We start from the raw sequence: 24,476 nt of genomic DNA on the forward strand, positions 1-24,476 counted from the left end.
CTTATAACCCGCCTTGGCGCGGCTCGATGCTGACCCAGTAGGGGCTGTGGTAACGCACCCGGATCGGCAGCGAGCGCTCCAGCAGTTGCAGGGTGCGATCACTTTCGTCCAGCGGATAGAGGCCACTCAAGCGCAAGCCGGCGACCTCAGGATCGACCCGCAGGATGCCGCGTCGGTAACGGCGCAACTGCTCGACGATTTCCCCCAGCGGCCGATCGCGCGCCTCCAGCAGGCCCCGGGTCCAGGCGCTTTCATAGCCCTTGGCTGCCTCCAGGGCCAACAAGCCCTGGCCGTCGAAACGCAGGCTCTGCCCCGCCGTCGCCACTTGCCGGGTGCCATTGGCCGTCAGCACCTCCACCTGGGAATGCAGCATCACCAATTGGGTCGAGGCTTCGTCGCGACGCACCAGGAAACGGGTCCCCAGGGCACGCATGCGGCCATGCTCGGTCTGCACCACGAACGGTCGCGACGGATCCCTGGCCACGTCCACCTGCAACTCCCCACTGCACAGTTCAAGGTGGCGCTGGGCCTGGTCGAAATGCGCCAGCACCCGGGTCTGGGCATCGAGCAGCAGCGCACTGCCGTCGTCGAGGGTCAGGCTGCGACGCTCGCCCACGCCGGTATACAGCGCGCCGGCGGGCGGCCACCAATCCAGCTGGCGCCCCAGCAGCCCCGTTGCCAACGCCGCGCCCAGCAGGCCCAGGCTGCTGCCGATGAAGCGCCGCCGGCTCGAGGGGGCATTGAGGCTGTGCAGCAGGCTGTCGCGACTCAGCTGGCGCAGGGCATTGTGCTGCAGGGCCGCGAACCCGCCGCCCATCAGGCCGATGACCTGCTCATGCTCAGGGTCGGCGCTGCGCCAGGCGGCGAACGCCTCGGCTTGCACCGCGCTCATCTGCCCCGACTGCAACAGGGCCATCCACTGGGCGGCCTCGTCCACCACCGCCGGGTCGATCCGCGAGCGGCTCATGTTTCCACCAATGCCAGGTAGCAACGCTTGAACGCCTCGGCCATGTACTGCTGCACCCGGCTGGTGGACACCTCCAGCAAGGCGCCGATCTGGGCATAGGTCAGGCCGTCCAGCTGGTGATAGAGGAAGGCCGCCTTGGCCTTGGCCGACAGGCCATCGAGCAGACGGTCCACCGCCAGCAACGCCTCGATCAGCAAAGCCCGTTCTTCGGGCGACGGGTGCACCGGCGCAGGCGCCAGCGCCAGGCTTTCCAGGTAGGCGCGCTCCAGGTCCTGACGGCGCCAGCCTTCGTAGACCAGGCGCCGGGCGATGGTGGTCAACAACGCCCGTGGTTCACGAATGGCGCTCGGATCGGGCAACGCCAGGACCCGCACGAAGGTTTCCGAGGCGATGTCCTGGGCGCTGTGGTGACAGCCCAGGGCCCGGGCGACGGAGGCGCACAACCATTGGTAGTCCTTTTTGAACATCTGCCCGATCAGCGGGTAATGAGGGTTCGGATTCGTACCCATGCCTTGCTCCCTCGGCAGGCGCTCGAGCGCCTGGCACACCGATGATTGCGCCGGGCCAGTCCCGGTCCCGGATTGAGGCAGCGACTGTGCAACAGCGTCGACCCTGTTTTGAAGTAATTAAAAATTCTCTGAAGATAACTAAAAAACATAAACCATCCAGCGGCCTCTGCACCCTGGGTGCCGCTTGATTGATCTCGGTCAGCAGGTGGTTGCCTGTGCCCCCCTACTCTTGCGCCTCCATCACGGCCACGGACGGCTCATCGGGAGCCGCCAGCCCCATCACTCAAGGAAGAGTCTTGTCATGCGATCACTGAAGATCATCCTGCTGTCCACCGCTTTCAATGGCCTCACTCAACGCGCCTGGCTCGACTTGCGCCAGGCCGGGCATCGTCCCAGCGTCGTGTTGTTCACCAGCGAAGAGGAAGTCTGCCGGCAGGTCGAGGACGCCGGCGCCGACCTGGTGATCTGCCCCTTCCTCAAGGACCGGGTGCCGCAGCAGCTGTGGAGCAACCCCAAGCGGCCGGTGGTGATCATCCACCCGGGCATCGTCGGCGATCGGGGTGCCAGCGCCCTGGACTGGGCCATCAGCAAGGAACTCAAGCGCTGGGGCGTCACTGCCCTGCAGGCGGTGGAAGAAATGGACGCCGGGCCGATCTGGGCCACCCACGAATTCAACCTGCCGGCCGGGATGCGCAAGTCCGAGCTGTACAACGGTCCGGTCAGCGATGCGGCGATCCACTGCATCCGCGATGTGGTGGAAAAGTTCCGCAACGGCTACACCCCCGAACCACTGGACTACGACAAGCCCTCGGTGCTCGGCCGCCTGCAACCGAACATGAAGCAGGCGGACCGCACCTTCAGCTGGCATGACTGCGCCCAGTTCATCAAGCGCAGCATCGATGCCGCCGATGGCCAGCCCGGAGTCCTGGCCAGCCTCGCCGGCGGCCAGTACTACGTGTACGACGCGCACCTGGACCCGCGCACCGGTACCCCGGGGGAACTGCTGGCGGTACACGACGACGCGATACTGGTGGCCTGCGGCGACAGCAGCCTGTGGATCGGCTCCCTGCGGCTCAAGCCCCAGCCCGGCGAAGAGACCTTCAAGCGCCCGGCGCGCCATGTGCTCGGCGAACGCCTGGCCGCAGTGCCGGTACTGGACTGGTCGGTGGCCAGCACGCCGTTCAGCGCCGAGGCCTACCAGCCGATCCGTTATCGCGAATCCGGCAAGGTCGGCGAGCTGACCTTCGAGTTCTACAACGGCGCCATGAGCACCGAGCAATGCCAGCGCCTGGTCAGCGCCCTGCAATGGGCCAAGGCCCGCGACACCCAGGTGTTGCTGGTGCGCGGCGGCCGTGGCGCATTCTGCAATGGCGTGCACCTGAACGTGATACAGGCGGCAGATGAACCGGGCCTGGAGGCCTGGGCCAATATCCAGGCCATCGACGATGTCTGCCGCGAGCTGCTCACCGCCCGCCAGCTGGTGGTCAGCGGCCTGACCGGCAATGCCGGTGCCGGCGGGCTGATGCTGGCCCTGGCCGCCGATGTGGTCCTGGCCCGGGCCGATACCGTGTACAACCCGCATTACAAGAGCATGGGCCTGTTCGGTTCCGAATACTGGACCTACAGCCTGCCCCGCGCCGTGGGCCAGCCCCTGGCCCGCCAGTTGACCGAGGCCTGCCTGCCCATCAGCGCCCTCCAGGCCCTGCAGATGGGCATGGTCCAGGAAGTGGGTCCACGGGATCCCGAAGAGTTCGGCCTGTGGCTGCTGCAACGGGCCAACGCCGTGCCCAGCGACCCGCGCTATCAGCACCTGCGCCAGCGCAAGCTCGACGCCGACCCGCAGTTGATGCAGCACTGCCGCAATGCCGAGCTGGAAGAAATGCACATGGACATGGTGCAGAACCGCAAGGGCTTCGCCGAGAAGTGCCGCAATTTCGTGTACAAGCGCAAGACCTGCTGCACCCCCGAGCGCCTGATAGAAAGCTGGGCCAAGCCCCAGGACATCGCCCTGGTGGGTTGAACCGCGTTCCCCTCCTGAGCCGTCGCCCGGCTTGCCGGGCGGCGACTTCAGGCCCCCGGCTGCAACAGCAGCGCCACCAATGCGGTCCAGCCGGTCTGGTGGCTGGCCCCCAGCCCGCGTCCGTTGTCGCCATGAAAGTACTCATGGAACAGCACCAGGTCACGATCCCGGGCATCGGCCTGCAACTGCGGGTAGCCGCTCATGGACGGCCGCCGCCCGTCTTCGTCCAGCATAAACAACCGGGTCAGGCGCTGGCCCAGGCTGTCGGCCACTTCTTGCAGTGACGCCAGGTAACCCGAGCCCCGGGGATATTCCACCGAGAAGTTGACGTCGTAGTAGCGATGGAATTCGCGCAGGGATTCGATCAGCAAGTAATTGATCGGCATCCACAGCGGCCCGCGCCAATTGGAGTTGCCGCCATACAGGCGCGAACCGGACTCGGCCGGCTCGTAACGGGCGCACAGCTGCTTGCCGTCGACCTGCAGGGCGAATGGCTGCTCGAAGACCCTGGACAGCGAACGAATCCCGAACTCCGAGAGGAACTCGTTCTCGTCGAGCATGCGCTTGAGCAAATCCTTGGTTCGTTCCCCGCGCAGCAAGGCCAGCAGCAGGCGGTTGCCCTTGCCCGGCTCGTACCAGCGCGACACCAGGTTGGCCAGGTCCGGCCGATGGTGCAAAAAGCCCAGCAGGCGCTGGGCCAGCCCCGGCAGGCATTCATGTTCGTGCTGTTCCAGCACCTGCACCGCGAACAACGGCAACAGGCCGACGATGGAGCGCAGGCGCAGCGGCTCGCTGCGGCCGTCGGGACGTTGCAGCACATCGTAGAAGAACTGGTCCTGTTCGTCCCACAGGCCCTCGGCGCTGTCGTCCACCCGGTTGATGGCCCCGGCGATGTACAGGAAATGCTCGAAGAACTTCACTGCGATATCCACGTATACCGGGTTGCGCCGGGCCAGTTCCAGGGCGATGCGCATCAGGTCCAGGGCATAGGCCGCGACCCAGGCGGTGCCGTCGGCCTGGTCCAGGCTGTACCCCGGCGGCAAGGGCGCGGAACGATCGAACAGGGCGATGTTGTCCAGGCCGAGAAAACCACCCTGGAACAGGTTGCGGCCCTCCGAGTCCTTGCGATTGACCCACCAGGAGAAGTTCAGCAGCAGCTTGTGCAGGACCCGTTCGAGAAAGTCCATGTCGCCCTCGCCCGTGAGGGCCTTCTCCTGCTGGTAGACCCGCCAGCAGGCCCAGGCATGCACCGGCGGGTTGGCGTCGTCGAAACGCCATTCGTAAGCCGGCAACTGCCCATTGGGGTGCATGAAGCGGTCCTTGACCAGCAACAGCAGTTGCTGCTTGGCGAACCCCGGGTCGATCAGGGCGAACGCCACCGCCTGGAAGCCCAGGTCCCAGGAGGCGTACCAGGGGTATTCCCAGGTGTCGGGCATGCTGACGATGTCGCAGTTGGACAGGTGTCGCCAATGGCTATTGCGCAAGTGCTGGTGCGATTCGGGCGGCGCCGGTTGCCCGGGGTCGCCGTCGAGCCACTGGTTGACGTCGAAGTAGTACAGCTGCTTGGACCACAGCAGCCCGGCCAGGGCCTGACGCTGCACATTGCGCGCATCGGCGTCGGTGATGCCCTGCTGCAAGGCCCCGTAAAACTGGTCGGCCTCGGCGCGGCGCTGCTCGAACAGGCGACGGGCATTGACCGGCCCGCTGCCCGCCGGGGCGAAGCGCAGGTATAGGCTACGGCTCTGGCCGCCGGCCAGTTCCAGGGCGAAATGCGCGGCGGCCTTGGAGCCGGAGTCGAAGGTCACCGCCGTGGCTTGGCCGTGCACCAGGTAATCGTTGATCCCGTCCTTGAACGGCCCCGGGCAGGCCAGGCCCTCGAGCCGCTGGAAATTGCTCTGGTTGTGGCAGAACAACCACTGGCAGGGCTCGGCTCCCCAGGCGCTGACCTCACGCTCGGGCAGCTTGGGATGCCGGGCCAGCAGTCGTTCACCCTCCAGGCGCAAGCTCGGCCGGGGCTGGCCACCACCCCAGCTCCAGGTATTGCGCGCCCAGACCTGGGGCAAGACCCGCAGGCGCGCCGGCTGGTGGTAGCGGTTGTGCACCGTGACCCGCATCAACAGGTCGTCTACGGTGTGCTTGGCATACTCCACCGTTACATCGAAGTAGCGGTCGTCCTCGAAGATCCCGGTGTCGAGGATTTCGTACTCTGCATCATCCAGGCCACGGCGGGCGTTTTCCGCCACCAGGTCGGCATAGGGAAAGGCACCCTGGGGGTACTTGTAGAGCATGCGCATGTAGGCATGGCTGGGCACGCCGTCGAGGTAGAAGTACAGCTCCTTGACGTCCTCGCCATGGTTGCCCTCGGCATTGTCCAGGCCGAACAGGCGTTCCTTGAGAATGCCGTCACGCTCGTTCCACAACGCCAGCCCCAGGCACCAGTGCTGGTCCTTGTCGGAGAACCCGGCCAGGCCATCCTCGCCCCAGCGATAGGCGCGGCTGCGGGCGTGGTCATGGGGGAAGTACTTCCAGGCTTCGCCGTCGGCGCTGTAGTCCTCGCGGACCGTGCCCCATTGCCGTTCGCTCAGGTAAGGCCCCCACTGACGCCAGTGTTCGGCGTCCGGTCCGTGCAGGCGCTGGCCTTCGGGGGTGTCGAGGATGCTGCTCGGGGATCTTGCCGGCATGGGGAATGTCCTTGGCCACGGGAACCCATGGCAGTGTAGAAGCAGACGCACCCGGGGCCGGTGACAAATCCTTCATGTTCGAGCCCGGAGCAAAGCGGTTAATTGCCCGGCGCCTGCTTCGTTATAATCGGCAACCCCTTTTATGGCAGTGCGAAATCGATGATGTTCAGTTGCAAAGCGTTTTTCCCGGGACTGTTGTTGGCGGCGCTGGCTGTCCCGGCCCAGTCCCAAGGGCTCGACCTCAAGTATCCCGAACCGCCACTGGCGGCTCCCAGCGCCCGGCCCCAGGCACCGGAACCGACCGTTCCAGGCCTCAAGCTGTCGGTCAAACCTTCGGTGAGCTACGAATACAAGTGCAGCGGGCAATGCACCTACGAAACCGATATCGACCAGTTGCACGACCGCGAGACCCGCCACAGCACCAGCATCGGCTTCGACTGAACACCAGTGACTGGCCCGATGCACCGCCCCACGCAACCTTGCGGCCGCTACGCGCCCGGGCGCAGTCTCGACAGCGGCTACGGGTGGGAAGTTCGGCATTGATCTGTGGGGCTCGCGTGCCTACGCTGCTACACAAACCCGCTTGCCCGCCCAAGGATCACCCATGCTCCCCCTGCCCCGCACTGCCCTGCTCATCACGCTCGCCGCCAGCCTGCTCGGCGCCTGTACCAGCGTGACCCGGGAAATCGAAAGCGAACCCACGGTTACCTCCGCCGGGATCCTGGCCTTTCGCGATATCTGCCTGAAATCCGCTCCGTCCTTCAACGGCGCCGCCACCGCTGCTCGCGAGCATGGTATCGGGGAGTTGAACGACGCAGGGTTCGCCAGGATGGGCATGAACCAGGACCAGAGCCTTGGGGTCCAGGTGCGGGCCAACCAGGAATGCGCCGTCACCACCCCGAGCCAGAACGACAGCTCCCTGACCCGGCAATTCCTCAGCGTTGCCGGCAAGTTCTCCAGCACGCCGGTGGCACAGACCCTGCCCGCCAAGCTCACCATCGACGGCAAGGTATTCCTGTTGATGCACGATCGGCGTGGCGGCGAAGCCTATGTGATGCTCAAGGCGCCTTGAGCAAGCCGCCTGGCCCTAGCGACTCCTGGTGCAATCCCCGAGGGGCCGTATCCTCCGTGCCCAGCAAGCGCAGCAGGCTGGCGCCATCCATGGGCTTGTGGAACAGGTAGCCCTGGGCCGCGCCAACCCCCAGGCGCCGCAAGTGTGCCCGCTGCCCCGGGGTCTCGACACCTTCGGCCACCAGTTCCAGCTCGAGGGATCGGGCCAGCCTGACCACGGCCTCGATGATCAGGCTTTGCTTGGGCCCCAGGGCATTGCCGATGAGCCCTGCATCGAGCTTGACCTGGCTGAAGGGAATGTCCGCCAGGCGGGTCAGCGAGGAATACCCGCAGCCAAAGTCATCGAGGGACAGGCGTACCCCGCTTTTCACCAGGAGGCTGATGTTCTCGATGCTCTGCATATCCAGGACCAGGGCCCCGCGCTCGGTGATCTCCAGGGTCACCTGGCTGGCCGGCACCGCGGCGGCCTCGATCCGCTGCAGAATCTGCGGGGCGAGTCCTGGCTCGCGTAACTGGCTGGCCTCAAGATTGTAGGAAAACACCAGCCCAGCCCCCTGACCAGCCGGCAACCGGCGTTGCAAGTCCAGGCCCTGTTGCAACAGGTCATGGAACAGCTGGAGCTGTTGCTCGGGTCGCTCGAACAGAGCGAGAAAAACACCAGGCCCCAACACGCCCCGGCTCGGATGCAGCCAGCGCACCAGGGTCTCGGCCCCAGTGATGCGTTGGGTCTTGAGGCACACCTGGGGCTGGAAAAAAGCCACGATCTGTCGTTGCTCCAGGGCCAGCAGCGCCTGCTCTTGCGTGAGCGGCTCGCGCGGCACCAACTGCCAGTGGTCCTGGCCGGCCCTCCTGGACTTGAGAGCCAGGGCCTTGAGCAGCAACTCGCCAAGCTGGGAGGCGTCCGGCTCATCGAAACTGCCCAGGTCGTGCTTGCCCGAATACTCAAGGAAATTCGCCAGGCCCCAGCGGATCGAGGCCTCCAGGGTAGTGCTCGCGACCATCGAGAAGAATGGGTAGTGCTCGCAGAGCCGACGTAGGTAATGGATAGCCCTAGTGGCTGGCAGGGAGTCGCAGACCACCAGGTCCGGGGCCTGCGTACAAGGGGGAAAGCAGGTCCAATCGTCGTCGCTACAGACCACCTGGAGCTGCACGAAGGCGGCGCTGTCGAGTATCCGGGCAAAGCGCCGGGCCCTGAAGGTGTTCGAACACAACAGCAATACGTTCAGGGTCTTCATGGACTGCGGCTCCGGGTAAAAACCCATGCTAGCCAAAGCGCCCTCGAGCTGAATTCAAGATACATCCTGAATAGAGGTAGGAAAAATCTCTGGCCTGGACTACACAGGCAAGCCCCGTAGAGGGCGACGCTAGCTGCCAGGCCCCTGGCTCGCCAGAGCCCCGATCTCGCCACGCAACCATTGCAGCCCCGGCGCATGTTGCTGCTGGCGGTGCCAGATCAGGCTGACCTGCACCGGCGCTGCCAGCAACGGCAAGCTGGCGATGCGGATCGGCAGCAGCGCGGCGAAATGTTCCGCCAGGTGCCGTGGCACCGTGCCCAGAAGATCGGATTGCGCCACGATCAGCGGGATGCTCAGGTAGTTGGGTACGAACAGCTGCACCTGGCGCCTGACCCGCGCCGAGCCCAGCACGATCTCCAGCGGCGAACCACGCCCGCCACGATCGGGAATCGCCACATGCTGGCAACCCTGGTAGGCCGCCAGGTCCAGCTCGGGAACGAAGGCCGGATGGCCGGCGCGACCGATCACCACCAACTGCTCCTCCAGCAATGGCTGGTAGCACAGGTCCGGGTTGTCGAAATACAGGTAGTCCACCGCCAGGTCGAGCATGCCCGCACTGAGCCAGGCCGCCAGCGAGTCGGCGCTGTCGCTGCGCACCGCCAGCCGTACCCGCGGCGCCACCTCCTGCAAGTGCCGCGATAGCGCCGGCAACAGGCGAGCCTGGGCGTAGTCGTTCATCGACAGGGTGAACAACTGGTCGGCCGCCGCAGGATCGAACTCGGCAGCCGGGTCCAGGCCCTGTTGCAGCAGATGCAGGGCCTGGCGCACCAGCACATGCAGGCCCTGGGCCCGGGAAGTCGGTTGCATGCCCCGGGCCGTGCGGACGAACAACGGCTCGTCCAGGTGCCGGCGCAGGCGCGCCAGGGCATTGCTCACCGCCGGCTGGCTGAGATTGAGCCGCAAGGCGGCCCGGGACAGGTTCTGCTCCTGCATCAAGGCATCGAACACCCGCAGCAGGTTGAGGTCCAGGCGCTGGATATTCAGCTTCATGAATAATGCTCATTCCTACTATCCATTGGCTGGATAATTCTCCCGGAGCTAGGCTGCAGTCAATAAAAACAACAACGGGAGCAGTGCCATGCGCGACACCACCCAGCACTTTCGCCAGCAATACCGGGCCGCAGTCAGCCCGCGCTACAACCCATGGCTGCACGGCGGCTTCGTCCTGGCCTACGGCCTGTTGTGCATCGGCCTGCTGTGGAGCACCCTGGACCGGGTACAGCCGCTGGAATGGCTGGCGATACCGCTGGCGCTGCTGTTCTTCAACCTGTGCATCTATGTGGTGCACCGTTGGCTGGGGCACCACAAGCGGCGCCTGGGACGCCTGTTCTACGCCCGGCATACCGGCGATCACCACAGTTTCTTCACCCCGGGGCTGATGGCCTACGAAGGCTTGCGGGATTGGCGGGTGATCCTGTTCCCGGCCTGGCTGATCGTGCTCCACAGCCTGCTGTTCGCCCTGCCCCTGTGGGGGCTGCTGCGCCTGTGGAACGCCAATGTCGCGGCCTTGTTCGCCAGCTGCACGCTGATCGGCTACCTGGCCTACGAGATCTTCCATGCCTGCGAACACTTGCCGGCCGGCCATCCCCTGGCGCGCCTGCCCTGGATCCGCCAGATGCGGCGCCTGCACGAACTGCATCACCGCCGCGAGCTGATGCAGGAACGCAACTTCAATATCGTCCTGCCCTTGATGGACTGGCTGTTCGGCACTTTGTACTGGCAGCCGGAGCAAACCCCGGCACAGTCCCACAGCGTGCCCAGGTCCACACCCCTGACCCGCATGCAGCATCAGGTCGACATCCCCCGCAGCAGCGCCAGCACCCTGGCCTATGCCGCCAGCCCAAGGTGCTGGCCGCAATGGCATCCCTCCTCACTGCGGGTCGAGGGCGCCGCAGGTCCCCTGGCCGGCGGCCAGGGCTTCGAGGAGGACATCCACGCCGGCGGGCGCAGCGGCCACCTGAGCTGGCGGGTCGAGGAGTACCTACCGGGGCAGCGCTGGCGCGCCACGGCCCGGGGCGATCATGGTCTATGGTTGCAGGTCACCTACCAATGCCAGCCCCTGGCAGGCGGACACACCCGTTTCGTGCGCACCCTGGAATATGGCTTCGACAACCTGCTGATGCGCCTGGGTAATCGGTTGCTATTCAAACGACGGATAGAACGGGAGTCCGCGGCCTCGATGCAGGCATTGTGCAAGATGGCCCAACAAACCATCGCAGCGCAGCCCGCCGCGCCGGCTGCCAGCCCGTCCTGAACCGCACACCGACAGGAGTCATTGCATGAACCAGATCGCCCCTCGCCGCTTCGGCCTCGGCCGGATCATCCTGCTGCTGGTAATCGCCATCCTGGCCTTCCTGCTGCTGGCGCCGACCAAGGTCCAGCCAGTGGCCTGGCAGCCCTCGCCTGCGCCATCGATGAGCCAGGGCCCCTACGCCGAGAACCAGAAGCTCAAGGCCGTGCAGGCGGTCGGTGCCCGGGATATCGCCGGCCCCGAGGCGCTACTGCTGGAAAACGACCAGTTGCTCACCGGCCTGCATGATGGCCGGGTGATCCAGACCAGCCTCGACGGCACGGCCCTCAAGGTACTGGCCAATACCGGTGGCCGGCCCCTGGGCCTGGCCCGGCATCCGGACGGCCGCCTGATCATCGCCGACGCCATCAAGGGCCTGCTGGCCCTGGACGGACAGGGCCAGATCCAGGTCTTGAGCGACACGGCCAATGGCCTGAAATTCGGCTTCACCGACGATGTCGCGGTGGATGCCGCCGGTCGCTACGCCTATTTCAGCGACGCCAGCAGCCGTTGGGGTTATGGCCACGACGGCGAGGCGGTGATCGAACACGGTGGCGATGGCCGCCTGTTGCGCTACGACTTCCAGAGTGGCCGGACCGAGGTCCTGCTCGACGGCCTGGAGTTCGCCAATGGCATCGCCCTGGGCCCGGACGAGGCCTTCGTCCTGGTCAACGAGACCGGCGCCTACCGCATCAGCCGCTACTGGCTCAAGGGCGACAAGACCGGCCGGCACGACCTGTTCATCGATAACCTGCCGGGGCTGCCGGACAACCTCAGCTTCAATGGCCGTGATCGTTTCTGGGTAGCCCTGTATGCGCCGCGCAACGCCCTGCTGGACGGCACCGCCGCCTACCCTTTCGTGCGCAAGATGCTGGTGCGGGCCATGCAGGTATTGCCCAAGCCGGTGGAAAAGCGCGGCTTCGTGCTGGGCCTGGACACCCAGGGCCGGGTGATCGCCAACCTGCAGGATGGCAGCAGCGGCAACTATTCGCCGATTACCACGGTGCGCGAGTACGGCGATGCGTTGTACCTGGGCTCCTTGAGTGCCCGGCACATGGCGCGCTTGCCATTGCAGCAAGCGTTGGAACACTGAGGCCTGGGGCCGCCCCGTGGGGTCAGGCGGACGCGCTGAATTGCGGGTCGCTGAAGGTTCTGCGGACCTTGGTCCGGCCCCGCAGGCTCGGCGGCTGCAGGCAGGGGCCCTCTCGCCGTTGCCGCAGGGATACAAGGAAATGGAGGTCGGTTATCGGCGGCCTGTGGTCGAACCACAGGCGCCAAGGGCGGGAGGTCAGGAACGGGCGGTGAGTTTCTGGGAGATCTCATCCTTGATCAGCAGGCGTTTTTCCTTGAGCTTCCTTACTTCATCGTCTGCGGCGGCCGCTGCTTCGGCCTTGAGCACCTGGTCGTCGATACTGTTGTACTTGTCGAACAGTGCATTGAGGTGGGGATCCTTGGCCCGACGCTGTTGAATGTCTTCTTTGCTGCAGCTCAGGTCCTGGTAAAGATCGTGGGTCACCGGCATGGAACACCTCCGTGGTTGATCGGCAGCAGGGGCGTCCTCACGCCCCTGCCAGCCATCAGCATGGCCTTGGCTCCCCGGGTCTGTCGACCGCCAATCAGACCAGCGGTAACCGTTCGTCGCCGTCGGCTGCCCTGGATCAATTCCCGCCCAGGGCCGCCGCCAGGAACGGCGCGGTACGGCTTTCACCCTGCCTGGCCACCTGCTGCGCAGTGCCGCAGGCCACCAGGCGACCACCCTGGTCGCCCGCGCCCGGGCCGATATCGATGACCCAGTCGGCCCTCGCCACCACGCGCATTTCATGCTCGACCACCACCACGCTGTGTCCTGCGGCCACCAGCTTGTCCAACTGCTCCAGCAGCCGGTCCACGTCCCTGGGATGCAGGCCCGTAGTGGGCTCGTCCAGCACATAGAGGGTGGCGCCACGGGCATTGCGTTGCAGTTCGGTGGCCAGCTTGATGCGCTGCGCCTCGCCACCGGACAGCTCGGTGGCCGGCTGGCCCAGGCGCAAGTAGTCCAGGCCGATGTCGCTCAGCACCTGCAGGGCCCGCAGGATCGCCGGCTGCTCGGCGAAGACCGGCAAGGCCTGCTCGACGTTCAATTGCAGGACCTGGGCGATGTTCAGGCCCTGCCAGGTCACTTCCAGGGTCTGCGGGTGATAACGCGCGCCATGGCAGGTCGGGCATGGCGCGAAGACGCTGGGCATGAACAGCAGTTCGACGCTGACGAAACCCTCGCCCTCGCAGGCCGGGCAACGGCCCTTGGCGACGTTGAAGGAAAACTGCCCGGCGTCATAACCCCGGGCCCGGGCCTCGGGGGTAGCGGCGAACAGTTTGCGCACCTGGTCGAACAAGCCGGTGTAGGTCGCCAGGTTGGAGCGTGGAGTACGCCCGATGGGCTTCTGGTCCACCTGTACCAGGCGCTTGACCCGTTCCATGCCCGCCACCACCCGCCCGCCGCTGGCAACGGGAACCTCGTCCTCCAGGTCCAGCTGCGCGGCCTCCTCAGCGGCAGGCATCTTGCCCAGGTGGGCGCCGACCAGCTCCAGCAGCGCCTGGCTGACCAGGCTCGACTTGCCGGAACCGGAAACCCCGGTCACGGCGGTGAAGCAGCCCAGGGGAAACTCGACGTCCAGGTCCTTGAGGTTATTGCGGGTGATGCCGGCCAGGCGCAACCAGTCCCGGGGCTGGCGCGGGGTATGCACCACCGGGGCCTGCCCGGCGAACAGGTAGGGCCGGGTTTGCGAGGCCTCGATGGTCGCCAGCCCCGCCGGTGGCCCGCTGTACAGCACCTGGCCACCGCGCTCGCCGGCCGCCGGCCCGACATCCACCAGCCAGTCGGCCCGGCGCATGGTCTGCAGGTCGTGCTCCACCACGAACAATGAGTTGCCCGCGGCCTTGAGGCGCTGCAAGGCTGCGAACAGGGCCTCGGCATCCGCTGGATGCAGGCCCGCTGAGGGCTCGTCCAGCACATAGATCACCCCGAACAGCTGCGAGCCCAGCTGGGTCGCCAGGCGCAAGCGCTGCAACTCGCCGGGGGACAGGGTCGGCGTGCTGCGCTCCAACGCCAGGTAGCCCAGCCCCAGGTCCACCAGGGTGGCGACCCGTTCCAGCAGATCCTGGGCGATGCGCTGCGCCGCCAGGCGCTTCTCCGGCGACAGCTGCACAGCGTCCTGCGCTACCTGCGTGCCGGCGGCCACCGGCGCAAGCACCTCGGCCAGTTGCAGCAGCGGCATGCGCGCCAGCTCGCCGATATCCAGCCCGGCGAAAGTCACCGCGAGCGCCTCGCGCTTGAGCCGCTTGCCGTCGCACAAGGGGCACTGGCTGCCGCGCATGAACTGCGCCACGCGCTTTTTCATCAAGGCGCTCTGGGTATGGGTGAAGGTGTGCAGCACATAGCGCCGGGCGCCGCTGAAGGTGCCCATGTAGCTGGGCTCCTGCTGGCGCGCCAGGGCCTGGCGGGTCTGCTCCGGGGTGAGCCCGGCATACACCGGCACCGTCGGCGTGTCTTCGGTGAACAGGATCCAGTCGCGCTGCTCCCTGGGCAGGTCGCGCCAGGGAATGTCCACGTCGTAGCCCAGGGTCACCAGGATGTCCCGCAGGTTCTGCCCCTGCCAGGCCAGGGGCCAGGAAGCCACCGCGCGCTGGCGGATGGTCAGCGATGGGTCGGGGACCATGCTCGCCTCGTCCACCTCGTACACCCGGCCCAGGCCATGGCATTGCGGGCAGGCGCCCTGGGGGGTGTTGGGCGAGAAGTCCTCGGCATACAGCATCGCTTGCCCGGGCGGGTAGCTGCCGGCCCGGGAGTACAACATGCGTACCAGGCTGGACAAGGTGGTCACGCTGCCCACCGAGGACCGCGTACTGGGGCTGCCGCGCTGTTGTTGCAGGGCTACCGCCGGGGGCAGGCCGTCGATGCGGTCCACGTCCGGCACCCCGACCTGGTCGATCAAACGCCGCGCATAGGGCGCCACCGATTCGAAATAGCGTCGCTGGGCCTCGGCATACAGGGTCGAGAACGCCAGGGACGACTTGCCCGAACCGGACACGCCGCTGAACACCACCAGCGCATCCCGGGGAATGTCGACGTCGACGTTGCGCAGGTTGTGCTCGCGGGCGCCACGCACCCGCACGAACCCGGAACTGTGGGTTGCTGCGGTGCTGTCCGGGGAATCAGCGGAACGATCGGACGAAGAAATCATGGACCTGCCTTGTCTGGGGAATCATGAAATGCGAGGAGCGCGACCACCGATCATCACATATCCCCCAGGGCCCAGGGCAAGCCCGGTGGCCAGCGGCTACTCAGCGCCGTAGCGGTTGCCCGGTGCCCTGCTCCGCCGCCAGTCCGGTGTGCCGCAGGTCGTAGCGCAGTTCGGTGATCAGCTCGCAGATGGCCCGGGAGCTGGTCAGGGAACGAGTGGAGATACCGGTCACGAACAGGTCGACGCGGCCAGAGGCCGGATCGCAGATGCGCACGGTCATGGCGCCGTCATGGCCGATGGTGCATTGGCAGTGCAGGGGCAGGAAGCTGGTTTCGATGATTCTGCGCAGTTCGAGGGTAGAGATCACGGGCAGAGGATCCAAAGAGGTTGAAAGGAAAAAACCGCGCAAGACAAGCATTGTTGTTGTGGGATCAGGCGGTCGGTGCCCCTGTCCTTGGTCATCGGCCAAATAGTACAAGTTCATTCAATTCGGTACAGACTAGAAGCCTGGCGCCAGTTTGTCGTCAGGCCGATTGGATTTTCATGCGCCGCGTCACACTGGCGCCGTCAGGTCCCCAGCAGCGAGCGCACCATGGCGCTCAAGTCCTCGGGTCCGTAGGGCTTGCTCAACAGGTAAGTGTCCGGGCTGAGCAAATGGTCCCGCGAGATCAGGTCGCGAGTGTGCCCGGAGGTGAACAGCACGGCGATCGGCGGGGCCTGGGTCTTGGCCCAGGTGGCAAGTTCGGTGCTCTTGATCAAGCCGGGCATCACCACGTCGGTGAAGATCAGGTCCACCTTGAGCCCCTCCAGCAACATCTGCATGGCGACATCGCCGCTGGCCGCGGTACTGACCCGGTATCCCTCGAGCCTGAGCATCTCCACTGCGGCGCTGCGCACATCGACGTTGTCCTCCACCACCAGGATGCTCTCCTGGCCGCCCGCGCCCTGGCCATGGGGCTTGCGTGCGCTGGCCACTTCGCGATCGGGGCAACGGGCGAAATACATCCGGACCCGGGTCCCCTGCTCGGGGCTGCTGAGGATCTCCACATGGCCGCCGCTTTGCTTGACGAAACCGAACACCATGCTCAGGCCCAGGCCGGTGCCATGGCTATCGCTCTTGGTGGTGAAGAACGGCTCGAAGGCCTGCGCCAAGACCTCGGCCGACATGCCACCACCACTATCGGCCACGGTCAGGCACAGGTACTGGCCCGGCTCGATGTCCTTGCCCAGGCATTGCTCGCGCTCCAGCACCAGGTTCTCGGCGCGGATCAGGATGCTGCCCTCGCCGCCCATGGCATCCCGGGCATTGAGCACCAGGTTGAGCACCGCATTCTCCAGCTGGTTGCGGTCGACATGGATGCACCAGGGGTCTGCGGGCAACTGCACTTCGATGCTGATGGTTTCCCCCAGGGCGCGTTGCAACAGTTCGCCCAGGTCTTCATACAGGTGGCGCGGATCGTAGACCGCCGGGGACAACGGCTGGCGCCGGGCGAAGGCCAGCAGCTGCGCCGACAGCTTGGCCCCGCGCTCCACCGCCGCCAGCGCGGCCCCGGTCCGTCGTTGCACATTGGCGTTATCCGGCTCGTGGCGGGCCAGCAGGTGCAGGTTGCCGGAGATCACCTGCAACAGGTTGTTGAAGTCATGGGCCACGCCACCGGTGAGCCCGCCGATGGCCTCGAGCTTCTGCGCCTGGCGCAGGCGCTCCTCGGCGCTCAACCGCGCGTCGACCTCCTTGAGCACCCGCTGCTCCAGGTCGCGGGTCAACTGGCGCAAGGCTTCTTCGGCGAGCTTGCGCTCCTGGATATCGATCAGCACCCCGGGAAAGCGCAAGGCCCGGCCCTGGTCGTCGAGCTCGCAACGACCGCAGGCCAGCACCCAGCTGTAGCTATCGTCGGCGCGACGTATCCGATATTCCGCGTTGTACGCGCCGCCATGGGTCAGGCTGTAGTCCACCAGTTCGCGAATGCGTGGCAGGTCATCGGGATGGATGCGGCTTTCGGCGACGGCGATCGGCAAATCGTCCAGGGCTTGCCCGACCGGGTAGGAAAAGGTCCGGGCAAAACGCTCGTCGCTGGAAAACCTGTCGTGCTGGATGTCCCACACGAAGGAACCGAGCAACGCCCCGGCGTTCAAGGCCAGCTGGACTCGCTCGTTCTCGGCGCGGTAGGCCGCCTCGGCAGCCTGCCGGCGCTGCTCGGAAATCACGTGGGCGGTGGTTTCCACGACGACGGCGATGACCCCGGCCGGGGCCTGGTCATCATCGGCCACCGGGCTGTAGTAGAGGTCCAGCCAGACACTCTCCGGCGCCCCGTTGCGCAGCAGCACCAGATCCTTGTTGTGGTAGGTCAGGGTGCCGCCGCTCAGGCAGGTGTTCATCACCCCGCGATTGAACTCGGCCACTTCCGGCCAGCCGCGCTCCACCGCGCAACCGAGCAGGTAGGGATGGCGTCCGCCGGCGAAGACCGCATAGGCGTCGTTGTAGATCATGTAGCCCAGGGGGCCCCAGAGCATCACCATCGGCACGGGCGAACCGAGCATCAGTTGCACCGTGCTGCGCAGGCTGTGGCTCCAGTGCTGCAACGGGCCGAGGCTGGTCAGGGACCAGTCGAAGGCGCGGATGCGACTGGCCATCTCGCCTTTCCAGCCCTGGCACCCGTGATGATCGGATAAGAACGGCATGAACGGACTCTGTGAAGAACGTGGCACGGCATGGATTGGCAAAGGGCTGCACACCGCCCTCGAGCCTTGGAGGCCTGGCCGGGGCAATGGTTTCCAGATTTCACCTGGACCTGCGTACCCGGCAAGACTGAACAGACAGGATAGGCGATGCCGGCCAGTCCAGGCGGACGCTCGCGGCGCCGCCTGGTAGGGGGCGGATTGCCCGCCCCGGGTGAATCAGTCGGTGCCGTATTTCGGCGAATGCGGACCGTACAGCAGGCCGTTGTGTTGCCCGGCCGACAGCAGGCGCTGGCTGGTGACACCGGCGATCGGATGGCCGGCGTCGGTGGAGGTGTTGACGATCTGCTTCACCGCGGCGGTGATCAGCATGCCCACCAGGCCCCCGCTGTTGTTGTTGCCTTCCTCGCTCGAAGCCCGGGCGCTGCCGGTCCACAGGGTGGTGCCGGTCTTGAGGTCGACCAGGGTGGCGCTGGCGGTCACCGCGGTCTCGCTGCTGATCAGCATGTAGCTGGTGCCGTACTCCTTGACGGTGATGTACAGGCCGGCATCGGCGCCGAAGATTTCGTTGAGCTTGGTGGGCGGCAGGCCGTGGATATCCGCCGGGTTGGTCAGGCCGTTATGACGGAAGGTTTCGTCCACCACCGCGATCGGCATCACGTAGTAACCGGCTTCGGCCAACGGCAGCGTCACCTGGGACAGCATGCTGTAGGTGGCCTTGACGTCCGGCGACTCGTTGAGCGGCGGCAGCACCAGGATCGACTTCGGCCTGGCTTGTTTGTAGGCCGCGTAGTCCACGGTCTTGGGGGCGGCGCAGCCCACCAGCAGGCTGACCGTCAGCAGGCCCAGGAGGTTGCGCAGGGTCGACAGGTTCATTGCGCGGCCCCCTGCTTGGCGTTCTTGAGCAGGAAGTCCATGTACTTCGCCGACTCCGGAAACAGCGCCTTCTCGGTGTTGAACTGCTGCACCATCTGGTCATCCTTGCCCAGGCCGGCGTAGAGCATGCCCAGGTGTGCGTGGTAACCCGGCGGCACCGCCTTGCCGGTGGACTTGATTTTCTGCAGGTCGCGCTCCAGCGCCTCGACCTGGGCCTCGCGGGCGCCCTCGCCCTTGAAGTACTCGTAGGTCTGGGACTGGTAGCTTTCCCACTGGTACAGCGTCTTCGGCCCGCTGCAGCCGGCCAGCAATACGCTGCCCAGCACGACAGCGGCCAGCGCTGGCCGGGCCATCATGATCTTGAACATATGTGCACTTTCCCTGTTGGCAGTGGTGATCAGCGACCTGGTTTCCAGGCGCCGGCGTCGATGGCCTCGACCATGCGGTTGACCGCCTCGCGCATGGCCAGGTCCAGGACCTTGCCGTTGAGGGTCGAGTCGTAGGAGGCCGTGCCGCCGAAGCCGATCACTTCACGGTTGGACAAGGCGTATTCGCCGGCGCCCTGGGTGGAATAGACCACTTCGGAGGTGCTGATATTGACGATGTTCAAGGCCACCTTGGCGTAGGCCACCTGGGTCTTGCCACGGCCGAGAATGCCGAACAGCTGGTGATCGCCGGTTTCCTTGCGGCCGAACTCGGTAACGTCGCCGGTCACCACGAAATCCGCGCCCTTGAGCTTCTGTGCGTGGCCCTTGATCGCCGCTTCCTGCTGGATCTCGCCCATGTTGTCGCGATCCAGCACGTTGAAGCGGTTGGTCTGCTGCAAGTGAGTGATGAGGATGGTCTTGGCCTGGCCGCCGAGGCGGTCGACACCATCGGAGAAAATCCCGCGCATGTAGCTGGAGCGGTTATCGAACTTGCCCACCGCCATCGGCACCCGGGTACCACTCCAGGCCTGGCTGGCGCTCTGGACCTTTTCCACCGGCAAGGCCCGGGAGCTTTCCGTGGCACAACCGCTCATACCTGCCAGCACCGCCACTGCAGCGCCCGACAACATCAACTTCGAGATCACTCTCACTCTATGTTCCTTTTTGAGTATCCAACTGCTCTTGCACCCACCAACCACCGCGAATCCGTATAGGCACGGGTTCGAAAAAGACGGTTCGGATGTTCTGGATCTTGACGCGGGGGGCGTCACCGGCGGCGATTATGCCAAAGCGCTATCATCGCGAAAAGGAATAAAAAAGCCTTGACGCCAATGGATTGGCAGAGCATTTCCAGGTATCCAGGCAAGCCCTTGATCGTTCAACGAAAATCCCGGCTGGGTACCTTGATCCCGGCCAGCAGCGGGGTCAGGTCGCTCAAGCGCCCGGCCACCAGGTGGCGTACCTCGCCCTCGGTCTCCAGGGTGCCGTCGACCCGCAGCAACTGCGCGCCCACCAGCACCCGGCGCTGGCGTTCGGCCAGATCGCGCCAGACCACCACGTTGAGATTGCCAAACTCGTCCTCCAGGGTGACGAAGGTCACTCCGCTGGCGGTGCCCGGGCGTTGGCGCCCAGTGACCAGCCCGGCCACGCTCACCGCCCGCCCATGCTCCACCCCCTGCAAGTCCCGGGAGCTGCGGCAGCGCCGGGCCGTAAGCTGCGGCCGGAGCAAGGCCAGGGGATGCGGCCCCAGGGTAGTGCCCAGGCTGTGGTAATCGGCATACAGGTCCTCGCCGACACTGGGCCGGGGCAGGTTCACCGGCGCCTCCTCCTGGCCTGGCAAGCCGGCGAACAGCCCCAACTGCTGCTGCACCCCGGCCACCTGCCAGCGGGCCTGGAACCTATTACCGGCCAGGCCCTGCAGGGCCCCGGCATCGGCCAGCAATTCCTGGGCCCGCAGATCGAGCCGGGCCCGCTCCCCGAGGTCGGCGATATCGGCAAAGGCCCGCTGGTCCCGGGCCTGCTCGATACGCAGGGCGTCCTCCTGACGAAAACCCTTGATCATCCGCAGCCCCAGGCGCAGGGCCGGCTGGCCAGGTACACGGTCCTGCGCAGCGCCTGCCGCCCCAGCGCTGGCGCCCTGCTCATCACGCCCGGAGCGGTGGACCGGCTCCAGGCTGCAATCCCAGCTGCTGGTGCGAATATCCACCGGGCGGATCTCCAGGCCATGGCGGCGAGCATCCTGGAGGATCTGGTCCGGACTGTAGAAGCCCATGGGCCAACTGTTGATCAGGGCGCAGGCGAAGGCCGCCGGCTCATGGCGCTTGAGCCAGCAGCTGGCATAGGTCAGCAGGGCGAAACTGGCGGCATGGGACTCGGGAAAACCATAGCTGCCAAAGCCCTTGATCTGCTCGAAGATCTGCGCCGCGAATTCCTCGCTGTAGCCCTTGCCCGTCATGCCCTTGAGCAAGCGCTGGCGATGGGGCTCCAGCCCGCCATGGCGCTTCCAGGCCGCCATGGAACGACGCAGCTGATCGGCCTCGCCCGGGGTGTAGTCGGCCGCCACTACCGCGATCTGCATCACCTGCTCCTGGAACAGCGGCACCCCCAGGGTACGCACCAGCACCTCTTGCAGTGCTGGCGAGGGATAGGTCACCGGTTCCTTCTTATCGCGCCGGCGCAGGTACGGGTGGACCATGCCGCCCTGGATCGGCCCGGGGCGGACGATGGCCACCTCGATCACCAGGTCGTAGAACTTCTTCGGCTTGAGCCGGGGCAGCATCGACATCTGCGCCCGCGACTCGATCTGGAACACGCCGATGGTATCGGCCCGGCCGATCATCGCGTAGGTCGCCGGGTCTTCGCTGGGAATGCTGGTGAGGCTATAGCGCTGGCCGCGATAGCCATGGATCAGGTCGAAACAGCGGCGGATGGCGCTGAGCATGCCCAGGGCGAGGATATCCACCTTGAGCAGGCCGACCATGTCCAGGTCGTCCTTGTCCCACTGGATCACCGTGCGCTCGGCCATGCTGGCGTTCTCCACCGGCACCAGGCTGTCCAGGGGCTGCTCGGAAATCACGAAGCCACCGGGGTGCTGGGACAGGTGCCGGGGAAAGCCGATCAACTGCCCGGTCAGGCTCAGGACCCGGCGCAGCAGCGGGTTCTCGGGGTCGAAACCGGCTTCGCGCAGGCGTTCGAGATCAGGCGCGCTATCGCTCCAGCGGCCACAGCAGGCGGCCAGGGCATTGACCTGGTCCGGCGGCAGGCCCAGGGCCTTGGCCACGTCGCGCACCGCCCCGGCGCCGTGATAGGTGCTGACCACCGCCGTCAACGCCGCGCGATGCCGGCCATAGCGCCGGAACACGTACTGCAGCACCTCTTCGCGGCGCTCGTGCTCGAAATCGACGTCGATGTCCGGCGGTTCGTTGCGCTCCCTGGACAGGAACCGCTCGAACAGCATCACCGAACGATCCGGGTCGATCGCGGTGATGCCCAGGACGAAACACACCACCGAGTTGGCCGCCGAGCCGCGGCCCTGGCAGAGAATGTGCCGCTCGCGGGCGAACGCGACGATGTCATGCACCGTGAGGAAGTAGCTCTCGTAGCCCAGCTCGCCGATCACCTGCAACTCGTTCTCGATCTGCGCCAGCACCTCGGGCCGGGCCCCGGCGGGCCAGCGCCGGGCAATTCCTTCGCGGACCAGGACCCGCAGCCAGGAACCGGCGTCGTGGCCCTCGGGCACCAGCTCCCGGGGGTACTGGTAGCGCAACTGGCCGAGGTCGAAGTGGCAGCGCTCGGCAATCACCAGCGACTCATCGAGCAGCGCCTGGGGGTACAGGCCTTGCAGTACCGGCAGCGGCCGCAGGTGGCGCTCGCCATTGGCGAACAGGCGCTGCCCGGCCTCGGCCACCGGCAGGTGGTGGCGGATCGCGGTCATGGTGTCCTGCAGGGCCCGGCGTCCACGCACATGCATGTGCACATCACCGCAGGCCACCGCTGGCAGGCGCAGTTGCCGGGCCAGGGCCAAGCGTTGCTGCAACCGCCGGGCATCGTCCTGGCCGCAATGCAGTTCCACCGCCAGCCACAGCCGCTCGGGGAACACCTGGCGCAACCAGGACGCCGCATCGGGGTCGTCCTTCTCATCGCCTTTCTCATCGACCAGCCACAACGCCAGCAACCCGGGCAAGGGCTCGGCGAAATCCTCCCGCAACAGGCGATAACACCCCTTCTCGGCCCGGCGCCGGGCCCGGGTGATCAGCCGGCACAGGGCCTGGTAACCGGCCAGCTCTTGCACCAGCAGCACCAGGCGCGGGCCCTCCTCGACCTGCATTTCACTGCCGACGATCAGCTTCAAGCCAGTCTCGCGGGCGGCCTGCCAGGCCCGCACGATACCGGCCAGAGTGCATTCGTCGGTGATCGCCAGGGCCTGGTAGCCCAGGGCCTGGCCGCGCTCGAACAACTCCCGGGCACTGGAGGCGCCACGCTGGAAGCTGAAATTGGACAGGCAATGCAGCTCGGCGTAGCCGCTCATGCGAACCAGCCTTGCAGCAACAGCGGCCCGGGTTCGCCTACCTGGCGATAAGCCCAGCCCTGCTGGCCAGCGCGGGTCTGGACCAGGTAATAGTCGCGGCGCACATCGGCACCGTCCCACCAACCGGACTCGATGCGCTCCGGGCCCATGACGATTTGCACCGAACCTTCGCCCAGTGGCTGGGGTTCGGTCAGCAGCCAGCCTGGGCGACGCAAGCCCGGGTTGGCCGGACACGGACGCGGATCGGCCTGGGGCTGCCAACTGAGCTCCGGGCGGTGGTCGGCGCGATAGCCCAGGCCCTGTACCGCATCGTCCCCCAGGCGCGCCCGCAGCCGTTCGCGCAATTGCTCCCAGGGCAGGTTCTGCTGTGGCCGCTCCTCGAACAGCTCCGTATGCCGGGGCACGAACAGTGGCAAGTCCTCGGCCACCAGGCGCAGGTTGCGCACCGCAGCGGGCACCTGGATCTGCTCCAGGCGCCCGCGGGCCAGCTCGAAGAGCAGCGCCGGGTCGCGCTCGGCACCCAGCAGCCCTACCGGGACCAGGGTGTTAGCGCCTTCGGCGTGCTCCAGGTGCAGGACGAAGCGCTGCACGCCACTGTCGCGGCCACAGAGAAAAGCCGCCAGGTCGGCGGTCAGGCGACGCAGGGGAAACAGCAGCGCCTGGTGGGACTGCACATCGAAGTTCAGCTCGATGCGCAGGTCGAAACGATCCGGCGGCTGGTAGAAGGCCAGCCCCAGCGCACGTTCGCCAAGCAGGGTATCGAGTTGCTTGAGCAAGCTGGCGTCGAAGCGCCGGGCCAGGCTCTGGCGCGGCAACTGCCGGAGCTGGGCGAAGCTGCGCACGCCCATGCGCGACAAGGCCGTGGCCTGCTCTGCTGCCAACCCCAGGCGCTCGATGGGCATCGGCCCCAGGGCCTGGTGCAGGTCCTGCTCGCCGGCCACCGCCAGGCCATCGTAGGCATTGGCCAGGACCCGGGCCGCCGCCGGGTTCGGAGCCGCGACGATGCGATGGCGAAAGCCCAATGCCTGCAGTTCCTGGCGCAGGCGAGCCTGCAACTGTGGCCAAGGCCCGAACAGGCCCAGGCTCGATTCGATTTCCAGCACCAGGGTGCGCGGATAGGCCACGCTGACCTGGGAGCTGAAGCCATAGGCCCAGGCGGCAAGGAACTGCTGCCAGTGATCGATCTGCTGGGGGTCGTACTCGGCACAGGCGAAATCCTGGGTCAGGGCCTGGGCGGCCGTCAGCGATTGCCCGGGACGCAACCCCAGCTCGCGGGCGGCGTCGTTCACCGCCTGGATCACTCGGCGTTGCGGGCTGCCGCTGAACAGCGCCAGCGGCGCCTGGGGCTCGGCGCGCTGGCGCAGTACCGCGTCCAGCGCCAATTGCGGGAACAGGATGCACACCCAGCGCATGTCG

19 protein-coding genes are annotated in these 24,476 nt (G+C 66.3%); 5 read left to right on the plus strand and 14 right to left on the minus strand.

Annotated elements, in window-relative coordinates; genetic code table 11:
- Window position 1: 1 nt before the first annotated feature.
- Together C4K40_RS19355 and C4K40_RS19360 are read right to left on the minus strand one after the other, a co-directional pair.
- Window positions 2-967 (minus strand): FecR domain-containing protein, encoded by a 966-nt coding sequence (locus C4K40_RS19355; RefSeq protein ID WP_053131186.1) that lies wholly within the window; start codon window positions 965-967, stop codon window positions 2-4.
- The gene (locus C4K40_RS19360; RefSeq protein ID WP_022639416.1) at window positions 964-1,476 is read right to left on the minus strand and encodes a sigma-70 family RNA polymerase sigma factor; all 513 of its coding nucleotides are present in this window, start codon (window positions 1,474-1,476) and stop codon (window positions 964-966) included. Before C4K40_RS19360 ends, C4K40_RS19355 begins: the two co-directional genes overlap by 4 nt.
- Before the next feature lie 301 nt (window positions 1,477-1,777).
- Between C4K40_RS19360 and C4K40_RS19365 the strand changes: the two genes are divergently transcribed.
- Window positions 1,778-3,496 (plus strand): hydrogenase maturation protein, encoded by a 1,719-nt coding sequence (locus C4K40_RS19365; RefSeq protein WP_053131189.1) that lies wholly within the window; start codon window positions 1,778-1,780, stop codon window positions 3,494-3,496.
- Window positions 3,497-3,543: 47 nt separating this feature from the next.
- Here C4K40_RS19365 and C4K40_RS19370 read toward each other — a convergent pair whose 3' ends face one another.
- On the minus strand, window positions 3,544-6,177 hold the full coding sequence (locus C4K40_RS19370; RefSeq protein ID WP_053131192.1) for a glucosidase: 2,634 nt from the start codon (window positions 6,175-6,177) through the stop codon (window positions 3,544-3,546).
- Between the two features lie 162 nt (window positions 6,178-6,339).
- Here C4K40_RS19370 and C4K40_RS19375 point away from each other — a divergent pair, with 162 nt between their 5' ends.
- A complete protein-coding gene (locus C4K40_RS19375) occupies window positions 6,340-6,618 on the plus strand; it encodes a hypothetical protein (protein ID WP_172681622.1) in 279 nt (92 codons plus the stop codon).
- A 163-nt stretch (window positions 6,619-6,781) separates the two neighbouring features.
- Entirely contained in the window at window positions 6,782-7,249 is a 468-nt protein-coding gene (locus C4K40_RS19380) for a hypothetical protein (protein WP_053131198.1), read from the plus strand.
- On the opposite strand, the gene C4K40_RS19385 is transcribed toward C4K40_RS19380, so the two are convergent.
- Window positions 7,236-8,483 carry an EAL domain-containing protein gene (locus tag C4K40_RS19385; protein WP_083456896.1) on the minus strand — a complete coding sequence of 416 codons (1,248 nt, stop codon included), beginning with the start codon at window positions 8,481-8,483 and terminating at the stop codon, window positions 7,236-7,238. The genes C4K40_RS19380 and C4K40_RS19385 overlap by 14 nt on opposite strands.
- Before the next feature lie 129 nt (window positions 8,484-8,612).
- The gene (locus tag C4K40_RS19390) at window positions 8,613-9,533 is read right to left on the minus strand and encodes a LysR family transcriptional regulator (RefSeq protein ID WP_053131202.1); all 921 of its coding nucleotides are present in this window, start codon (window positions 9,531-9,533) and stop codon (window positions 8,613-8,615) included.
- A gap of 88 nt (window positions 9,534-9,621) precedes the next feature.
- Between C4K40_RS19390 and C4K40_RS19395 the strand changes: the two genes are divergently transcribed.
- Together C4K40_RS19395 and C4K40_RS19400 are read left to right on the plus strand one after the other, a co-directional pair.
- Entirely contained in the window at window positions 9,622-10,797 is a 1,176-nt protein-coding gene (locus tag C4K40_RS19395; RefSeq protein WP_022639426.1) for an SRPBCC family protein, read from the plus strand.
- Window positions 10,798-10,822: 25 nt separating this feature from the next.
- A complete protein-coding gene (locus tag C4K40_RS19400; RefSeq protein ID WP_022639427.1) occupies window positions 10,823-11,926 on the plus strand; it encodes an SMP-30/gluconolactonase/LRE family protein in 1,104 nt (367 codons plus the stop codon).
- 195 nt (window positions 11,927-12,121) lie between these two features.
- Here C4K40_RS19400 and C4K40_RS19405 read toward each other — a convergent pair whose 3' ends face one another.
- From C4K40_RS19405 to C4K40_RS19445, 9 genes are all read right to left on the minus strand, one after another.
- A complete protein-coding gene (locus C4K40_RS19405) occupies window positions 12,122-12,355 on the minus strand; it encodes a DUF465 domain-containing protein (RefSeq protein WP_022639428.1) in 234 nt (77 codons plus the stop codon).
- 136 nt (window positions 12,356-12,491) lie between these two features.
- Window positions 12,492-15,053 (minus strand): excinuclease ABC subunit UvrA, encoded by a 2,562-nt coding sequence (locus C4K40_RS19410; protein WP_053131205.1) that lies wholly within the window; start codon window positions 15,051-15,053, stop codon window positions 12,492-12,494.
- 100 nt (window positions 15,054-15,153) lie between these two features.
- On the minus strand, window positions 15,154-15,420 hold the full coding sequence (locus C4K40_RS19415) for a DUF1652 domain-containing protein (RefSeq protein ID WP_022639430.1): 267 nt from the start codon (window positions 15,418-15,420) through the stop codon (window positions 15,154-15,156).
- Window positions 15,421-15,620: 200 nt separating this feature from the next.
- Window positions 15,621-17,732, minus strand: a complete 2,112-nt coding sequence (locus tag C4K40_RS19420; RefSeq protein WP_053131209.1) for a PAS domain-containing sensor histidine kinase — start codon at window positions 17,730-17,732, stop codon at window positions 15,621-15,623.
- Window positions 17,733-17,948: 216 nt separating this feature from the next.
- On the minus strand, window positions 17,949-18,605 hold the full coding sequence (locus C4K40_RS19425; RefSeq protein WP_022639432.1) for a DUF799 domain-containing protein: 657 nt from the start codon (window positions 18,603-18,605) through the stop codon (window positions 17,949-17,951).
- Entirely contained in the window at window positions 18,602-18,973 is a 372-nt protein-coding gene (locus tag C4K40_RS19430) for a DUF4810 domain-containing protein (protein ID WP_022639433.1), read from the minus strand. Before C4K40_RS19430 ends, C4K40_RS19425 begins: the two co-directional genes overlap by 4 nt.
- A gap of 29 nt (window positions 18,974-19,002) precedes the next feature.
- Window positions 19,003-19,662 (minus strand): CsgG/HfaB family protein, encoded by a 660-nt coding sequence (locus C4K40_RS19435; protein WP_164485054.1) that lies wholly within the window; start codon window positions 19,660-19,662, stop codon window positions 19,003-19,005.
- Window positions 19,663-19,910: 248 nt separating this feature from the next.
- A complete protein-coding gene (locus C4K40_RS19440) occupies window positions 19,911-23,060 on the minus strand; it encodes an error-prone DNA polymerase (RefSeq protein ID WP_053131215.1) in 3,150 nt (1,049 codons plus the stop codon).
- Window positions 23,057-24,472 carry a DNA polymerase Y family protein gene (locus C4K40_RS19445; protein WP_053131218.1) on the minus strand — a complete coding sequence of 472 codons (1,416 nt, stop codon included), beginning with the start codon at window positions 24,470-24,472 and terminating at the stop codon, window positions 23,057-23,059. The genes C4K40_RS19440 and C4K40_RS19445 overlap by 4 nt, the downstream gene beginning before the upstream one ends.
- Between the last annotated feature and the right edge of the window lie 4 nt (window positions 24,473-24,476).

The sequence above is a fragment of the Pseudomonas sp. CMR5c genome (assembly GCF_003850545.1).
In the GTDB taxonomy this organism is placed as follows: domain Bacteria; phylum Pseudomonadota; class Gammaproteobacteria; order Pseudomonadales; family Pseudomonadaceae; genus Aquipseudomonas; species Aquipseudomonas piscis.

What these genes read in the sequence shown, in the direction of transcription:
- C4K40_RS19445 (WP_053131218.1), bottom strand. Translation starts at nt 24,472, where the DNA reads ATGCGCTGGGTGTGCATCCTGTTCCCGCAATTGGCGCTGGACGCGGTA.
- C4K40_RS19400 (WP_022639427.1), top strand. Translation starts at nt 10,823, where the DNA reads ATGAACCAGATCGCCCCTCGCCGCTTCGGCCTCGGCCGGATCATCCTG.
- C4K40_RS19365 (WP_053131189.1), top strand. Translation starts at nt 1,778, where the DNA reads ATGCGATCACTGAAGATCATCCTGCTGTCCACCGCTTTCAATGGCCTC.
- C4K40_RS19355 (WP_053131186.1), bottom strand. Translation starts at nt 967, where the DNA reads ATGAGCCGCTCGCGGATCGACCCGGCGGTGGTGGACGAGGCCGCCCAG.
- C4K40_RS19385 (WP_083456896.1), bottom strand. Translation starts at nt 8,483, where the DNA reads ATGAAGACCCTGAACGTATTGCTGTTGTGTTCGAACACCTTCAGGGCC.
- C4K40_RS19410 (WP_053131205.1), bottom strand. Translation starts at nt 15,053, where the DNA reads ATGATTTCTTCGTCCGATCGTTCCGCTGATTCCCCGGACAGCACCGCA.
- C4K40_RS19430 (WP_022639433.1), bottom strand. Translation starts at nt 18,973, where the DNA reads ATGTTCAAGATCATGATGGCCCGGCCAGCGCTGGCCGCTGTCGTGCTG.
- C4K40_RS19440 (WP_053131215.1), bottom strand. Translation starts at nt 23,060, where the DNA reads ATGAGCGGCTACGCCGAGCTGCATTGCCTGTCCAATTTCAGCTTCCAG.
- C4K40_RS19435 (WP_164485054.1), bottom strand. Translation starts at nt 19,662, where the DNA reads ATGTTGTCGGGCGCTGCAGTGGCGGTGCTGGCAGGTATGAGCGGTTGT.
- C4K40_RS19390 (WP_053131202.1), bottom strand. Translation starts at nt 9,533, where the DNA reads ATGAAGCTGAATATCCAGCGCCTGGACCTCAACCTGCTGCGGGTGTTC.
- C4K40_RS19425 (WP_022639432.1), bottom strand. Translation starts at nt 18,605, where the DNA reads ATGAACCTGTCGACCCTGCGCAACCTCCTGGGCCTGCTGACGGTCAGC.
- C4K40_RS19420 (WP_053131209.1), bottom strand. Translation starts at nt 17,732, where the DNA reads ATGCCGTTCTTATCCGATCATCACGGGTGCCAGGGCTGGAAAGGCGAG.
- C4K40_RS19370 (WP_053131192.1), bottom strand. Translation starts at nt 6,177, where the DNA reads ATGCCGGCAAGATCCCCGAGCAGCATCCTCGACACCCCCGAAGGCCAG.
- C4K40_RS19360 (WP_022639416.1), bottom strand. Translation starts at nt 1,476, where the DNA reads ATGGGTACGAATCCGAACCCTCATTACCCGCTGATCGGGCAGATGTTC.
- C4K40_RS19405 (WP_022639428.1), bottom strand. Translation starts at nt 12,355, where the DNA reads ATGCCGGTGACCCACGATCTTTACCAGGACCTGAGCTGCAGCAAAGAA.
- C4K40_RS19375 (WP_172681622.1), top strand. Translation starts at nt 6,340, where the DNA reads ATGTTCAGTTGCAAAGCGTTTTTCCCGGGACTGTTGTTGGCGGCGCTG.
- C4K40_RS19380 (WP_053131198.1), top strand. Translation starts at nt 6,782, where the DNA reads ATGCTCCCCCTGCCCCGCACTGCCCTGCTCATCACGCTCGCCGCCAGC.
- C4K40_RS19395 (WP_022639426.1), top strand. Translation starts at nt 9,622, where the DNA reads ATGCGCGACACCACCCAGCACTTTCGCCAGCAATACCGGGCCGCAGTC.